General features: G+C 50.1%; 16 protein-coding genes. All 16 read left to right on the top strand.

Features of this window, described 5'->3' with window-relative positions; translation table 11 throughout:
• Nucleotides 1–69: 69 nt before the first annotated feature.
• The 16 genes from lptB (at nucleotide 70) to N7E73_RS16490 (ending at nucleotide 14,178) form a co-directional block, all read left to right on the top strand.
• Nucleotides 70–792, top strand: a complete 723-nt coding sequence (gene lptB / locus N7E73_RS16415; protein ID WP_432736004.1) for an LPS export ABC transporter ATP-binding protein — start codon at nucleotides 70–72, stop codon at nucleotides 790–792.
• Nucleotides 793–1,006: 214 nt separating this feature from the next.
• Entirely contained in the window at nucleotides 1,007–2,137 is a 1,131-nt protein-coding gene (locus tag N7E73_RS16420) for an ABC transporter substrate-binding protein (protein ID WP_432736005.1), read from the top strand.
• Nucleotides 2,134–4,332, top strand: a complete 2,199-nt coding sequence (locus tag N7E73_RS16425) for a sensor histidine kinase (protein ID WP_432736007.1) — start codon at nucleotides 2,134–2,136, stop codon at nucleotides 4,330–4,332. Before N7E73_RS16420 ends, N7E73_RS16425 begins: the two co-directional genes overlap by 4 nt.
• Nucleotides 4,333–4,669: 337 nt before the next feature.
• A complete protein-coding gene (gene rpoN, locus N7E73_RS16430; protein WP_432736008.1) occupies nucleotides 4,670–6,085 on the top strand; it encodes an RNA polymerase factor sigma-54 in 1,416 nt (471 codons plus the stop codon).
• Between the two features lie 51 nt (nucleotides 6,086–6,136).
• On the top strand, nucleotides 6,137–6,679 hold the full coding sequence (hpf, locus tag N7E73_RS16435; protein WP_432736009.1) for a ribosome hibernation-promoting factor, HPF/YfiA family: 543 nt from the start codon (nucleotides 6,137–6,139) through the stop codon (nucleotides 6,677–6,679).
• A 3-nt stretch (nucleotides 6,680–6,682) separates the two neighbouring features.
• On the top strand, nucleotides 6,683–7,132 hold the full coding sequence (locus tag N7E73_RS16440) for a PTS sugar transporter subunit IIA (RefSeq protein ID WP_432736010.1): 450 nt from the start codon (nucleotides 6,683–6,685) through the stop codon (nucleotides 7,130–7,132).
• Between the two features lie 222 nt (nucleotides 7,133–7,354).
• A complete protein-coding gene (gene rapZ / locus N7E73_RS16445; protein WP_432738883.1) occupies nucleotides 7,355–8,236 on the top strand; it encodes an RNase adapter RapZ in 882 nt (293 codons plus the stop codon).
• A gap of 35 nt (nucleotides 8,237–8,271) precedes the next feature.
• Nucleotides 8,272–8,700, top strand: a complete 429-nt coding sequence (locus N7E73_RS16450; protein ID WP_432736011.1) for a PTS sugar transporter subunit IIA — start codon at nucleotides 8,272–8,274, stop codon at nucleotides 8,698–8,700.
• Between the two features lie 2 nt (nucleotides 8,701–8,702).
• Entirely contained in the window at nucleotides 8,703–9,167 is a 465-nt protein-coding gene (locus N7E73_RS16455) for a PTS sugar transporter subunit IIB (RefSeq protein ID WP_432736012.1), read from the top strand.
• A gap of 64 nt (nucleotides 9,168–9,231) precedes the next feature.
• Nucleotides 9,232–9,879 carry a PTS sugar transporter subunit IIC gene (locus tag N7E73_RS16460; RefSeq protein ID WP_432738884.1) on the top strand — a complete coding sequence of 216 codons (648 nt, stop codon included), beginning with the start codon at nucleotides 9,232–9,234 and terminating at the stop codon, nucleotides 9,877–9,879.
• 75 nt (nucleotides 9,880–9,954) lie between these two features.
• Nucleotides 9,955–10,875, top strand: a complete 921-nt coding sequence (locus tag N7E73_RS16465; protein ID WP_432736013.1) for a manganese-dependent inorganic pyrophosphatase — start codon at nucleotides 9,955–9,957, stop codon at nucleotides 10,873–10,875.
• A 218-nt stretch (nucleotides 10,876–11,093) separates the two neighbouring features.
• Nucleotides 11,094–11,321, top strand: a complete 228-nt coding sequence (locus N7E73_RS16470) for a MoaD/ThiS family protein (protein WP_432736014.1) — start codon at nucleotides 11,094–11,096, stop codon at nucleotides 11,319–11,321.
• An 18-nt stretch (nucleotides 11,322–11,339) separates the two neighbouring features.
• Complete coding sequence (locus N7E73_RS16475; protein WP_432736015.1) at nucleotides 11,340–11,846, top strand: hypothetical protein; 507 nt, start codon at nucleotides 11,340–11,342, stop codon at nucleotides 11,844–11,846.
• 228 nt (nucleotides 11,847–12,074) lie between these two features.
• Nucleotides 12,075–12,425: an aspartate 1-decarboxylase gene (gene panD, locus N7E73_RS16480; protein ID WP_432736016.1), complete on the top strand. Its 351-nt coding sequence runs from the start codon at nucleotides 12,075–12,077 to the stop codon at nucleotides 12,423–12,425.
• A gap of 84 nt (nucleotides 12,426–12,509) precedes the next feature.
• Nucleotides 12,510–13,514 carry a PEGA domain-containing protein gene (locus tag N7E73_RS16485; RefSeq protein ID WP_432736017.1) on the top strand — a complete coding sequence of 335 codons (1,005 nt, stop codon included), beginning with the start codon at nucleotides 12,510–12,512 and terminating at the stop codon, nucleotides 13,512–13,514.
• Between the two features lie 97 nt (nucleotides 13,515–13,611).
• Complete coding sequence (locus N7E73_RS16490) at nucleotides 13,612–14,178, top strand: lectin-like protein (protein ID WP_432736018.1); 567 nt, start codon at nucleotides 13,612–13,614, stop codon at nucleotides 14,176–14,178.
• Nucleotides 14,179–14,778 lie beyond the last annotated feature (600 nt).

The raw sequence follows: 14,778 nt of genomic DNA on the forward strand, positions 1-14,778 counted from the left end.
AGCGCGTAGCGCATCACATAACGGGTATCGGCATTGTTTGGCCGGTCGGGGTTAATATACAGAATTTTTATGACTTCAATTATCGCCAAGAATCTGGTCAAGTGCTATGGCCCCAAGGAAGTTGTGCGCGGCATCAACCTGACCGTGCGTGAAGGCGAGGTGGTCGGTTTGCTCGGTCCGAACGGGGCCGGTAAGACCACTACGTTCTACATGCTTGTCGGCGTGGTCAAACCCACCTCCGGAGAGGTCTACTACAACAGGAATCTCATCACGCGACTGCCTCTGCATGAGCGTGCAAGGCTCGGGGTGAGCTATCTGCCGCAGGAGAGTTCCATTTTCAAGAAGCTTTCCGTGCGCAAGAACCTTGAGATAATCATTGAGCATACCGGGATTTCCGGGAAGGCCGTCGGCAAGCGTGCTGATGAGCTGCTGGACCAGCTGAATATCCTGCGGCTGGCGGACCAGAAGGCCATGTACCTTTCCGGTGGCGAGCGCCGCCGTCTTGAGATCGCACGGGCCATGATCAATAACCCGCGTTTCATCCTTCTGGACGAACCTTTCGCAGGGATCGACCCCATCGCGGTCATTGATATTCAGGACATTATTTCATCCCTCAAGGACATGGGCATGGGAATCCTTATTTCCGACCATAACGTGCGTGAAACCCTGTCCATCTGTGACCGCGCCTATCTTGTCTACGAAGGGCGCGTCATTCTCAATGGATCGCCCGAGAGCATCGTCAAGAACACCAAGGCCAGACGCCTGTATCTTGGAGATTCCTTCAGCCTTTAGATCTACGTAAGTCCTTTAGGGACATTTTTCCGCACGTTTGACTTTCTTGCCCCTGATGCCTGACAGCGTCGGGGGCTTTTCGTTTTGCGGGTTGAGTCTGTAATGTCCGGCGACCATGTTGCAGATCATTACTGCTTGTTCATGCTGCATATTTCAGTTTATACTGCCCCTAGAACCCTAATTTTAGCGCGGGAGAAGGGCGATGTGTTGTCTGATGGAAAGAAGAAGGTTTGTCCTGGCGGCATTGGTACTGCTTGTGGGGCTGGCGGTGGCTTCGTGTTCCGATTCGCCTATCATCATAGGCTACTCCGCAACACTTAAAGGTAAATATTCCGACCTCGGGGTACAGGGCCGGAACGGGGCGCTGCTGGCAATTGAAGAGATCAATGCTGCCGGCGGTGTCGACGGCCGCAAGCTGGAACTTCTGGTACGGGACGACGGCAACACTCCTGAAGGGGCCATCAAGGCCGATACGGAACTCCTGGCCGCAGGGGCCTCAGTGATTCTGGGGCACATGACCAGCGCCCAGTCCATGGCGGCCCTTGAAAAATTCAAGGACAGCGAGGTGGTCTATCTTTCCCCGACCACTTCAACTGATTTGCTGCAGGGTAAGAAAGACAACTTTTTCCGTGTGATCTCAACCCTGACGGATCTGGCCCGTTCTCTTGCCCGGCACAGTGTCGGAAGTATGGGCAGTAAGAGAATGGCAGTTGTCTGGGATCGGTCCAATGCGCCTTTCACCGGGCCTTACAAAGACAGTTTTCTGGAGACCTTCAGGGAAAATGGAGGCGAGGTTGTTGGGGAAGTCGGGTACGAGTCGTCAAAGGGGCCGGTGGATTGGCAGGGTATAGTTGATCAGTTGAAAGGGATGCAGCCTGATTCCGTGGTTGTGGCCTGTGCTGCCCGTGACCTGGCTGCTTTTGCGCAGCATCTTCGTTTGAACGGCGTGGACTGGAATCTTTTCAGCAGTATGTGGGGGTACACCAAGGAGCTGATCCAGACCGGCGGAAAGAGTGTTGAGGGCATAGTGTTCGCGGTTCATTTTGTTGAAGACAGGCCAGAGCCGGGTTACGCGGAATTTGAGGAAAGATTTATCAGCCGGTTCGGCTGGGCTCCCAATTTCGCTGCCGTGTTCAGTTACGAGGCTGTGCGGGTCTTTGTGCATGCCGTGAAGAAAAACGGCGGGAGCACCAAGGGACTGGATAAGGTTCTTCCCGGTATGGTCTTCGAAGGAACAATAATCGGTACCTACGAGTTGGACGATTTCGGTGACGTGAAACGGGAGGGGCATATCGTTAAAGTCAAGGACGGCGAATTCGTTACAGTTACAAGAGAGGCGCAATGAGCAGGACATCCCTTGCGCAGCTTTTTCAGCGCAAGCTCATATTGCTGATTCTCGTTCCGGGGCTGATCATGACTGCGGCAATCATTTCGATTATCGGGTTCAGTCAGCTGAGATTGCAGGAACGCGAGATCATGCAGCTTTCCCGGTCTTTGTCGAAGAACGTGGGGTTTTATATCGACGGAGCCGAGGATGTACTGCGTTCGGTTGTCATCATGACAGGAGGCGGAAATCTTGAGGGGCTGCACAGTGCCTTCGCAGGATTCCATAAGGCCTTTGACAGGTTTGAAAGACTTATTCTTCTGGATAAGAACGAAAATATTATCGCTGTGGCCCCGCATGGAATAAAAGGTGTGGACTTTCCCATACGCTTCAAGATTCCGGGCAAGGAGAAGCATGTCCTGAGCTCCCCGATAATTTCTCCCCATTCCGGGAAGCTCGTTGCCTATATCAGTATACCGGTTGAGGGCGGAGGAAGGCTTGTTGCAGAACTGAGTCTGGATGCCCTTCAGAATTTCATCTACAGCTTCCTTGCTTCCCACAGGATAATCATACTTACTGATGCCTACGGGAACCTTATTGTTCATCCTGATCGCAATCTGGTGCTCACTCAGGCGAACATGGGGGGGATAGATCTGTTCAAGAATGACGGAACTTCCGGAGAGGCCCGTTTCTACACGACTGACGGGGAAAGTTATTTCGGGAACATGTCGGTAATACCGGGAATCGGCTGGAAGCTTGTGGTGGCCTGTTCTGCCAGATACATATTCCAGCCTATTATTGCCCTTGGGCTGGTAATATGTCTGCTGAATATACTGATTTTTGTTATTCTTCTGCTGATTCTGAGGACCGAGTTCCACACCAGTGTGCTGAGGCCGATGACCAGCTATATCCGGAAGCTCTCGGCGGTGGCCAAGGGTGAATATCCGCTGGGAAGCTCCGGTGAAAGCGAGATACTGGAATTCAATGAACTTGGAGCAGTCTTTGACAGCATGTCGGAGAAGGTCCGGGAACGTGAGCGCGAATTGTTCGTCTCTACGGAGTTTTATCAGAGTGTGCTTGATTCAATGCCTTCCGCACTGATCTGGGTGGATGACGGTATGGTGGTCCGGGAATGTAATGAGCGGGCCCTTGAAATATTCGGCGATGGTACGAAAGGAATTGCGCCTGTCAGGGTTGAGGATTTTTTTTCCGGTCAGGATGAGATTTCAATGGAGGTTGCAAAGTCCATTGAGTTGAGGAGCTCGCACCGATTGGAGCGCAGGAGGCTGCGTCCGGGAGCGCGTGAATTGTATGAAATAACCATATTCCCTTTGATCGGTTCGGAAAAGGGAGGGGTTGTGGTCCGGCTGGATGATGTGACATCCCGTGTGCGGATGGAGGAGATCATGGTCCAGACCGAAAAGATGATGTCCGTTGGCGGTCTTGCTGCAGGTATGGCGCATGAGATCAATAATCCTCTTGGTGGAATTCTGCAGGGTGCTCAGAATCTGGAGCGTAAATTTCATCCCGACATAAAGTCCAATATGGAGGCGGCCATGAAGGCCGGGTGCTCCATGGAAAGTCTTCAGTCTTATTTCCAGCAGAGAAAGGTCAAGCCCATTATCGACGGGATTCTAGAATCTGGAAGCCGCGCTGCCAAAATTGTTTCCAATATGCTGGAGTTCAGCAGGCCGGGATCGGCAACAACTGGAAAGGTGGCAATAACCGACCTGCTGGAGACTTCGCTTGCCCTTGCGGCAAAGGATTATGACCTGAAGAAGAAGTACGACTTCCTGCATATCAGGATTGAACGCGATTATGCACTTGATCTGCCGGAGATAAATTGTTCCAGGACTGAGATTGAGCAGGTTTTTTTCAACCTGTTCAAGAACGCCGCTCAGGCCATGAGCGGAAATGCCGACTCCGCAAATGTCCCGGTCATCCGCGTTGTGGCGCGGAGAACCGGCGGGGGCGTTGCTGTCGAGATATCCGATAACGGACCTGGAATCCCCTCTGATGTGCGCAGGCGTGTCTTTGAACCGTTTTTCACCACCAAGCCACCGGGGATAGGTACCGGGCTGGGTTTGTCGGTTTCCTACTTCATAATCACCCAGAATCATGGCGGAACATTTGTCGTGGACTCCGCTCCCGGAGGCGGGGCGCGGTTCATAATTTCCCTTCCCCTGGAAAAAACCGGCCGGAATCCATCTGAATGATCTGACCGGGCTCTTTCCGTTCTTAATGATAATGTTTAATATTTACAGTATGTTGTCTTTGCATTGTCCTTTTGCATTCATCCAGTCTTTAATTAATTTTTCTATTGCGGATTTACAGCCGTGAAGAACATTGGTACACTTTTTTCATATGCCGCATGATAAGTAAAAAAATACTTATATTTCAATAAAATCTGATGATCTCGGTTGCAAGCTTCGTTGTAGTGTGGCATAGTGAAATCAAGCTCGGAACATAGTTTCTGAAAGAAAATGTTCCGAAACCGAAAATGAAATTTACTCACGTTGAATATACTAATGATTACGAAGGTGGCGGAAGTTTATGGGGTTGGAACTTAGGCAGCAATTAAAGCTCACTCAGCAGCTGGTGATGACACCGCAGTTGCAGCAGGCAATCAAGCTTCTGCAGCTTTCGAGGTTGGAGCTGGTTGACTCCGTGCACCAGGAGCTCATGGAGAACCCGATTCTGGAGGAAGCTGATCCTCTGGAAAGGACCGATGCTCCTGATGCGGAGGCTGGTACCGCCACCGCTGAAGAAGCCCAGATTTCCCGCGAGGCCGAGTGGGAGGATTATCTGGGAGAATTTTCCAGCACGTCGAAGCAGTCCGCTTCGCGAGAGATGGAATCCCTTGAGGACGGAATGTCCTTTGAGGCCCGGCTTACCAAGTCTACTTCCCTTGAGGGGCACCTGCTCTGGCAGCTCTGTCTTTCCAATCTCAGCGAGAAGGAGATTGAAATAGGGGAGTGCCTTATCGGGAACCTCAGCTCAGGAGGTTTTTTAAGGATTGACTTGGAAGAAGTTGCAGAAACATGCTATGCTGCAATCGAAGACGTGGAAAAGGTGCTGGCGAAGGTTCAGAGGTTCGACCCCGTAGGGGTGGCAGCCCGTACCCCCCAGGAATGCCTGATGATTCAGCTGGAAGCCCTGAGGCTCGACGATGATCCGATTCTGGTTTCGCTGGTGAGGGACCACCTCGATGATCTGGAAAAGAAGCGGTATAAGCCTCTGGCCCGCAAGTTCAAGCTCAGCATGGAGGACCTGAAGAGCTACCTGGACTTGATGCAGACTCTGGATCCGTTGCCCGGAGCGAGTTTTTCCGGTGGGGAGTCCTACTACATCAGCCCGGATGCCTATGTTTACGAGTATGACGGAGATTTTGTCATAGTCCTTAACGAAGAAGGCCTTCCCAAGCTTCAGATGAACGCTTTTTATGTGGAAACGCTGGCTTCAACCAAGGGAGAGGACAAGGAATATTTCCAGGACAAGATGCGTTCCGCCCAGTGGCTGATGAAGAGCCTCTACCAGCGGCAGCGCACACTGTACAAGGTACTTGAATCCATAGTGCGGTTTCAGCGGGAATTTTTCGCCCACGGTGTCACCAAGCTCAAACCGCTTATCCTGAAGGAGGTTGCTGAAGACATCGAAATGCACGAGTCCACAGTGAGCAGGATAACAACTAACAAGTATGTGTCCACTCCGCACGGGATCTTTGAATTGAAATTTTTCTTTAACAGTGCTCTCGGTCTTGATGACGGTTCTCAGGTAGGTTCGGAATCCGTCAAGGCGACGATCAAGAAGCTTGTCGGCGAGGAGGATCCAAAGAAGCCGCTCAGCGACGAGAGAATCGTCGAGATTCTGAAGGAGACCCTTGAGGTCAACATAGCGAGAAGGACTGTAGCCAAGTACAGGACAGCGATGGGGATACCTTCCTCTTCAAAGAGAAAAAAGGTTTTCTAGCCATGTAAGTCCGGAGAACAACGCATATTCACCCATTACGAAGGAGGCCCTATGAACGTAGCATTCACTTTCAAGAACTTCGATGCATCTGAACACCTGAAGGAATATGCAAACACTCGTTTCTCCAAGTTGGAAAAGTATGTGACCAATCCTGAAAACACCGAAATGCAGGTCAACCTGTCGGTGGATAAGTTCAGGCATGTGGCTGAAGTAATTCTGAGCTCCGACCATCTGCACATCAGTGCGTTTGAGGTGTCCGAGGACATGTACTCCACCGTGGATATGGTTCTGGACAAGCTCGAAGCCCAGCTTCGCCGCGCCCGTGAAAAGATGCGCAGCCATAGGCGCAAGGACGAAGCTCCTTCCGCCCGCATGGATATTCTCAGCTACGCCAGCGAGGAATTGTACAGGGAGCCGGTGATCGTTGAATCCGACTCCTTTGTACCAAAGCCCATGAGTGTTGATGAAGCTGCAGAACAGCTTCTGACTATGGACCATGAATTCCTCGTATTCCGCAATGCGGATAACGAAGCCATTAACGTAATTTACCGTCGCAGAAACGGCGACTTCGGTTTGATCGACCCAGGATACTAACTGATGAATATAAGTGATAGTCTGGCAAAGGACCTTGTAATTTATGAACTTGAAAGCTCTGACAAGAGCGGTGTGTTGAGGGAGATGGTCTCCGCACTGAAAGCCTCCGGGCTGGATGTGGATGTTGAGAAGGCCCTCAAGGTCCTGAAGGATAGAGAAAAACTCGGAACAACCGGTATCGGGGATGGCATAGCCATCCCCCACGGCAAGCTCGAAGGTCTGGATGAAATTGTGGTCATCGTCGGTCGCTCCGGCGAAGGGATTGACTTCGAGTCTCTGGACATGCAGCCGTGCAGGATATTCTTCATGGTTCTGGCTCCCGAACAGGGGGCCGGAGCCCATCTCAAAGTTCTGGCACAGATTTCCCGGCAGTTGAAGGACCCGGTCTACAGACAGGAGTTCATCGGAACCGGAGATAAGGAAGAGCTGCTCAAGCTGCTCGGTGTCGAATAGAACAGCACCCCTTTTAAAAATAAGGTACAGGCAATTAGCAATGAGCGGTGTTCATTGCTAATTTTGTTTGTGCTGTTGAGTTCGTAACAGGTTTGTAACAGTCGGCAGGTGGGCTGACCGTTGAAGACCGGAAAGATTTGATGTATCTCGTGGGGTTAGTTTTTGATGATTTCTATGTGATTCTTACTGCAGCGGGATGTTCAATAAAAGGAGGATGCAGTGGTGGTCGATGTAGATTGTTTTCCGGTTATTGTTGTCACCGGCCTTTCGGGAGCCGGGAAGTCCACTGTTTTAAAGGTTTTTGAAGACCTGCGCTTTTTCTGCGTGGACGGTCTGCCTGCCGGCATGCTGCCGCGTCTGGTGGAAATCTTCAATACCCGCGACAATATGTACCGCGGACTTGTTCTGGGCATGGACCTGCGTCAGCTTGAATTCAGCAGCGACTGGGACACCACCCGTGAGGAACTCAAGGCAAGGGGATACTGTCCCAGCATCCTTTTTTTGGAAGCCCGGCTGCCGGAACTTGTGCGCAGATATGCCACCACCCGTCGCCTGCATCCGCTTGAATCAAAGGATATTGGACTGGAACAGGCTCTTGAGAAAGAAAGGGAAATCCTTGAGGCCATCAGGAATCAGGCCGATCTGGTCATTGACACCACCACTTATTCCATCCACGACCTGAGGCGCAGGATTCAGGAAAAATGGGCTGAACTGAGCGAAAAGGCTTCCGGGCTGCGCGTGCACGTAATGTCGTTCGGATTCAAGCACGACGTGCCTTCAGCCGCCGATATTGTTATGGATCTGCGCTTTCTGCCCAACCCCTATTTCGATCCTGAGCTGCGTCCGTTGTCCGGTCAGGACAAGGCAATAGCTGATTTTGTCCTCGGCTCGGAACCCGGTTCGGTTTTTATTGAGAAATATCTCGATTTCCTTCAATATGTCCTTCCTCTCTACGAGGCAGAGGGACGCTACAGGCTGACCATAGCCGTCGGCTGCACCGGCGGCAGGCACCGTTCCGTGGCAACGGCCGAAAGGATATTTGCATCTCTCAAGGATAATGGTTATTCTGTTTCTCTTGAGCACAAGCATATTCATCTGAAGTAAATAGCGGCAAGCCGCTTTGATTATCAGGATATTTGATGGGCACTGAATCTAGTAAAATCGGAATTGTTCTGGTTACCCACGGTAACTTCGGGAAGTCGCTGGTTGAGGCGGCTGAACTTATTGTCGGGCCGCAGGATTATATTCGCTCGGTGAGTGTAGATGTCTCGCAGGGCATAGATGCCGCAATGGTTTATCTAAAAGAGACCATTGGCGCGGTTTCCAACGGGGTCGGCGTTCTGATTCTTACTGACATGTTCGGCGGAACTCCCACCAACCTGAGTCTTTCCCTGCTGCAGGGCGATGACATCGAGGTTGTGACCGGGGTCAGTCTGCCCATGCTTCTCAAGGCACTGCAGAAGCGGAACGAATCATTGCAGACCATGGCCGAAGAGGTCAGCAAGGCCGGGGCCAAGGGTATCGTAATTGCAGGCGAAATGCTGCGAAAACGAACTTCCAAGGGGTAGTTATGCAGTGGGTTCGTATAGATAACAGACTTGTTCACGGGCAGATTATTGAAACATGGTTGCCGTACACCCACGCCAGACATATCATAGTGGCGGACGATGCAGTGGCCGGGGATGACCTGCAGCAGCAGATCATGTCACTGGCGATTCCGCAGTCCGTTTCCTGTTCCTTCTCAAGGGTTGAAGACCTGGGTAACAAGGTTATGTCCATTTCCGATGGTCGCAACGGCAGCATCATAATTCTTTTTTCTTCCTGTGCGGACGTGCGAAGGGCACTTGATTCCGGTTTCAGCTTTAATTCGGTCAATATCGGGAATATCCATTACGGACCGGGAAAGAAACAGATTTCTCCGAGCGTGGCGCTCAGTTCCGATGATGAATCCTGTCTGCATTATTTCAAGGGTATGGGGATTGAGCTTGATTTCCGCTGCGTCCCCAATGATCCGGTTCAGGTGAGGTTTTCATGAGTTTTCTGCAAGGATTGGCACTGCCTTTCCCCGCCTGGGTAGCGGTGATCGGTTTTTTTTTGCGCTGTTTTCCCTCTTTCGTTTCAGCATAAATCCCGGCCTGCTTGAGAGGCCGCTGGTTGTGGGCGCCCTGTGGGGCGCAGTTACCGGCGATGTGGCCACAAGTCTCAAGATAGCAGTCTTTTTCGAGCTGTTCTGGCTTGATAATATTCCGGCCGGAACCTACATCCCCCCCCATATTCTTGCCCCGACATTTGCTGCGCTTGCCTTAAGCACCTCATTTGCCTTTACCGAGGCCCGTCAGGCCATGGTCATAATACTGGCCTGCCTGCCGCTGGCCCGTATCGGCGCGTGGCTGGAATTCTCCCTCAGGCGCTGGCATAACCGCGGGCATAACAGGCTCATCAACTGGGCAAGGCGCGGAAAAGCAGGGGAGGAGCTGCCTGCCAGGCTCGTTCTGCAATCTATTTTAAGAACATTTGGTACTTCGTGGCTTTTTTTCTGGACAAGTACCATGGTCCTTCATTACATACTTCGTATATTTTTTCACAAATGGGGACCGCTGGTCGCCGGAGTGGATATGAAGTGGTCTTTTTTATGGATTGCAGCAAGCCTCGGCGGCCTTTTAGCCCTGAGATTGCGTAAAGCTTACGCCACTTTTGTCTTCGGAGTGGTTTTATTCGGCTTTATAATCCTTGCCGGGATCGTATAGACTTGGCAGTCGAAAAAGATTGTGATAGAAGACACAAGCTCATTTAAGCTACCACATTTCAGGAGGAATCTAATTATGGCTATTATTGCTGTTGGACACAAAAACCCCGATACCGATACTATTGCATCCGCAATCGCTATCGCTGACCTCTGGTCCAAGGTCAAAGAAGAAACCAAAGCTGTTGCTCAGGGTGCTATCGCTCCTGAAACCGCTTTCGTACTGGAAAAGTTCGGTTGCGCTGCTCCCGAAATCGTAACTGACGCTACCGGTCAGAAAGTAATCCTCGTTGACCACTCCGACCTCGCTCAGAGCCTGGACAACCTCGACAAGGGTGAAGTTGTAGCAGTAGTTGATCACCACAAACTCGGTGATGTGACCACCCCCAACCCCCTCGAAATGTGGGTATGGCCCGTTGGCTGCACCGGTACCGTTATCAACGCAATGTACAAGTTCTACAATGTAGAAGTTCCCAAAAACATTGCTGGTGTTCTGCTCTGTGCAATCCTGTCCGACACCGTTATGTTCAAGTCTGTAACCTGCACCGATGCTGATAAAGAAGCTGTTGCAGAACTGGCTAAGATCGCAGGTGTTGCTGATGTTATGGCTCTCGGCATGGAAATGTTCAACGTTAAGTCTGCTGTTGCCGGTGCAACCATGACTGAACTGATCTTCCGTGACTACAAAGATTTCGATATGTCCGGCAACAAAGTTGGTATCGGCCAGCTTGAAGTTGTTGACCTGTCCGTATTCGACAACATCAAAGATGACCTCTACGCTGAACTTGAAAAAGTTAAAGCTGAAGGCCGTCACAGCTGCTTCCTGCTGCTTACCGACATCATGAAAGAAGGTTCCGAAATGCTCATCGTTTCCGACGATCCTTCCGTTGTTGAAAAAGCATTCGGCGTTGCTCCCGAAGGTACCAAAGTATACCTCGAAGGCGTAATGTCCCGCAAAAAACAGGTTGTACCTAACTTCGAGAAAGCTTTCTCCGCATAAGTTAAGTCTATACAGCTAGTTTGGTCCGGCAGGGGTAACCCTGCCGGACTTTTGTTTTTCTGATTTTCTATTATAATTTTCAGTCTGCGACTTGATTTTGTCTTTCTAATTAAGTAGATAATTTTGTAAATCTAAGCCAATGGCGGGTTTCATGACTGCAGCGCGTTTAACGGGCTTGGGTCTGATGTTCTGATTTAATGACTGACAGGCAAGCTATCATGACGATCACTTTACTTTGCTATGCGACTTTTGCTGCGAAAAGTCCGGAAAACGCACAGAACTTTCCCATTGAGGAAGGTGAGACTGTAAGCGGTGTTCTGGATAAAATCGGAATTCCAATTGATGAGGTCAAGATTGTCTTCATTAACGGCGTTTCATCCAAATTTGACGCAGTGCTGTCCGACGGGGACAGAGTTGGTATATTTCCCGCTGTGGGTGGCGGCTGATTCTTTCGGGGAGGTTTTATGAAAAAGTTCAAATTCGCGCTGCTGCTCGCAATTCTGGGCAGTTTTATTGTTGCTTCTGTTGCCGGGGCTTCAACTATCAATGCCAAAAACTGGTATAACGAGAATTCCAACGTTCACACCATGCAACTCTGGGTGAATGATCCCAGTGTGTCCATCAAGAGCGTGAAAATCAATAATGGGCAGTCGACTGACGGCTGGACATGGAGATATGTGGATGATTCCCGGAAAAGTGTCATCTTTTCGGGGCCGGAACTGGATGTCCAGACTCTTTACTCACACTTGCAGTTTACCGCACCCAGTACAAAGACCGATTTTGCCGTTGAGTGGGCTGAAGTAAGCAAGCAGACCACTTTAACCGGGACAAACTACTATCAGAATAAAAACTGGTACTACACCAAAGGTGATATAAGCCATACCCCCACTCCCATTCCCGGTGCAGTACTTATTTTCGGTGGCGGGCTTTCTTTGCTCGCGTTTGTAAGGCGCAGGTTTGCCCGCAGCTAGTTTCATATTATATGATCGTAATGAAGGCCGGATTTCTCCGGCCTTTTTTTGTGGTTTTCGAATAAACTTATCCGTTTTAGCTGGTTCCGTGTGTATAAGTCGGGTTTGAGGATTTCTATCGAATCAGGGCATCATTTTTGAGGCTCATATAGATGGTTGATAACTTCTGGATAGCATGCTATCGGCTTTTGCTCAGGAATTTGTTTAATGCTCCTGAAGGAGGAAATTATGGGCATGCGTTGCCTCTTGAAATCTAAAATCCACAGAGCCACCATCACCGATGCCAATGTCGATTATGAAGGCTCAATTTCCATTGATGTGGATCTTTTGGAAAAAGCCGGTATTCTTCCATATGAGAGAGTCGATGTTCTCAACGTGGACAACGGGGAAAGGCTTACCACTTACGCCATTGAAGGCGGCCCCGGAGAATTCTGTCTTAACGGTGCAGCTGCCCACAAGGGCGAGGCCGGACAGAAGATCATCATCTGTACCTACACCTGGCTGGATGAGGACGAACTCGGACTGCATAAGCCGAAAGTGGTTCTTCTTGGTGAAGGGAACAAGGTTAAGAAAGCATAGTTGCTTACTTCAAAAGGCGCGGATTACCGCGCCTTTTTTTATTTTAAATTTTAGTTTATCGTGACTGCCATTAAAGGGGGCATTATGAAAATAAGATTTGTCGCAGCTTTGTTAGGTCTGGCCGTTGCCGCAGGGTGTGCTCCGGTTATTAAAACCCAGTCCATTCCGGTTTCCACTAACCCTATGGGCGCCACAGTATATGCTGATGGAAAGGTTTCCTGTACCTCTCCCTGTACTGTTGAACTCGCATGCAACGCCGACCATATCATTACGGTTACTAAGGATGATTTCCGGCAGCAGGATATAATTATCAAGCGGATCTACCAGCAGCAAAAGGTTATGATGAAGGCCGTATCTCGAGGAATGCAGTCTTCTTCAATGGCTGTGGGAAGCGGGGGAGACAAGACTGCCTGGGGGATAATGCAGGGCGTTAATTCCATGGATTCGCAGGAGCAGACCGGAGACGCCTATGTTCTGTCTCCGTCGGCAGTATCTGTTCAGCTTGTTCCCAAGACTCCGCAGGCAAATGCCCAGATTTCCGGCTCGACCGCTCCGGACATCATGAACCTTACTGATACCGACCGTGCTCAGATAAGTTATATTCTGGAAAGCATGAAGACCGGCACAACTTTCAATTGGGATAATTCCCAGACCGGAATCAAATATGTTGTCACTGTCGGACAGGTTCTTTCCGGCTACAGTGACCCGACCCGTGCTTTTCTGTTGAAGATGACTTCCGGCGGACAGACTTCATCTTACGATGCCAGGGCCAGCAGGGTAGGGAATGGCAAATGGCAGATATTGGGTAATGGAGCATCTACTTCCATGCTGACCGGTGATACTTCAAATGTTGAGACCGCCACCCCCGTGCAGATGAATCAGGATGATTTCCTGAAGGACGCACTCAAGGCCGGTGCCATGGCTGCCCCGACTGTTCACGGTGGAGTTACCGGAAAGTCCGGCTCATCCAGCGAATCATGGAATGGAAATACCTATAGCAAGAAATCCACATCCACGAAGGTTAAGGCTGGTGTGAGCGTTAATCCAGCTCAAGCTGTAGAAGTGCTGGACACTTTGCTTAGCAAGTAGCAATTATGGTGTTGTGTTTATAATACGAATTTACACAATCTTGATTTAAATATAGTGTTCTTTGGTTATTTTGAAAGTTGGAGCGTAGGAGGGGAGCGTGAAGAATACTATTTTCAAGGTATCTGTATTATTTGTTATGCTGCTTACAGCCATGCCAGTCGCGGCCGCAACCTTTTCATTCGGTAATTCCGAGTATTGGGTTGTGTACGACAAGAGCATAAGCTGGGATAGCGCCAAGGCTGCTGCAGAGGCATCCGGCGGGCATCTGGCAACGATCACTTCTGCTGATGAACGTAATTTCATCCAGAGTACAGTTCTTAACGGTGCTAAAGGCGAACTTTGGCTGGGTGGTTTTCAGAGTTCCGATCCCGGACTCTCAGCTCCAAAGGATAATTGGAATTGGGTAACGGGAGAAGAATGGAACTATAGCGACTGGTACGCAACTGAAGCCAACAACTATGCCGGAAGAGATGAGAAGTATCTTGGAATCAGGCAGTCTCAGCAGTGGCAATGGAACGATGAAGCCAGTCTGGGCAATATCAATGGTTATATTGTCGAAAAAAGTCTCAACACTGCTCCAACCCCGATTCCTGCGGGTGTCTGGATTTTGGGAGCAGGGCTTGCCGCATTGGCAGGGCTGAAGAGACGCTTCAGCAGATCCTAGCTTGAAATGATCAGAATAGTAGGGAGCGGCTGATTTAACCGCTCCCTTTTTTTGTTGGAACAGAAAACCGTTCTGATCCGCACCGTTAAGCCATTCCCCCAACCAATCTCTCAATATACAACAAATAATCTCAAAAACCGGTTGACTCTCTCATAACTTTTCCCTAGAACGACTTTCCCCGCTGAGGAAGACCTTAATGGCCGGCTCGGCAGGGCTTTTTTTGAAGAGATAGATGAGGCGCTTCGCGCTTTTGATGATTTGATTTCGCCTCCGGCGGCCAAAGGAGCTAAGCCATCGCTGCTCTCCATATCCGTAAGACTCGAAGCAAAGCTTCTCGCCTAACGGCTAATGGGCCTTTGGAATCCCTGAGGGTGGATAGTTTTGGGCCTGGAAGACCGGCATAGAATCTAGGAAAGATTGCGCTGCTTCTGAGTCGGGCCGAAAAAAATCAAACTGCTTCAAAAAAATGGTTGACTTCCGAGGACGGTTCACCTAGATTCCGCCTCCGCACCGAGCAGCAGTAAGGTGCTAAGATCATTGAAAAAAAGATTTCGAAAGAACTTTAAAATAATGATTGACTTGAAGGGCGAGGTTGTTTAA

Origin of the sequence: Maridesulfovibrio sp. FT414 (genome assembly GCF_050916235.1) — a bacterium.
Taxonomy (GTDB): Bacteria; Desulfobacterota; Desulfovibrionia; order Desulfovibrionales; family Desulfovibrionaceae; genus Maridesulfovibrio.

Coding starts and splice junctions, on each gene's coding strand:
- N7E73_RS16475 (WP_432736015.1), top strand. CDS start 11,340: ATGAAAAAGTTCAAATTCGCGCTGCTGCTCGCAATTCTGGGCAGTTTT.
- hpf (WP_432736009.1), top strand. CDS start 6,137: ATGAACGTAGCATTCACTTTCAAGAACTTCGATGCATCTGAACACCTG.
- N7E73_RS16440 (WP_432736010.1), top strand. CDS start 6,683: ATGAATATAAGTGATAGTCTGGCAAAGGACCTTGTAATTTATGAACTT.
- lptB (WP_432736004.1), top strand. CDS start 70: ATGACTTCAATTATCGCCAAGAATCTGGTCAAGTGCTATGGCCCCAAG.
- N7E73_RS16470 (WP_432736014.1), top strand. CDS start 11,094: ATGACGATCACTTTACTTTGCTATGCGACTTTTGCTGCGAAAAGTCCG.
- panD (WP_432736016.1), top strand. CDS start 12,075: ATGGGCATGCGTTGCCTCTTGAAATCTAAAATCCACAGAGCCACCATC.
- N7E73_RS16450 (WP_432736011.1), top strand. CDS start 8,272: ATGGGCACTGAATCTAGTAAAATCGGAATTGTTCTGGTTACCCACGGT.
- N7E73_RS16420 (WP_432736005.1), top strand. CDS start 1,007: ATGGAAAGAAGAAGGTTTGTCCTGGCGGCATTGGTACTGCTTGTGGGG.
- N7E73_RS16485 (WP_432736017.1), top strand. CDS start 12,510: ATGAAAATAAGATTTGTCGCAGCTTTGTTAGGTCTGGCCGTTGCCGCA.
- N7E73_RS16465 (WP_432736013.1), top strand. CDS start 9,955: ATGGCTATTATTGCTGTTGGACACAAAAACCCCGATACCGATACTATT.
- N7E73_RS16425 (WP_432736007.1), top strand. CDS start 2,134: ATGAGCAGGACATCCCTTGCGCAGCTTTTTCAGCGCAAGCTCATATTG.
- rpoN (WP_432736008.1), top strand. CDS start 4,670: ATGGGGTTGGAACTTAGGCAGCAATTAAAGCTCACTCAGCAGCTGGTG.
- N7E73_RS16455 (WP_432736012.1), top strand. CDS start 8,703: ATGCAGTGGGTTCGTATAGATAACAGACTTGTTCACGGGCAGATTATT.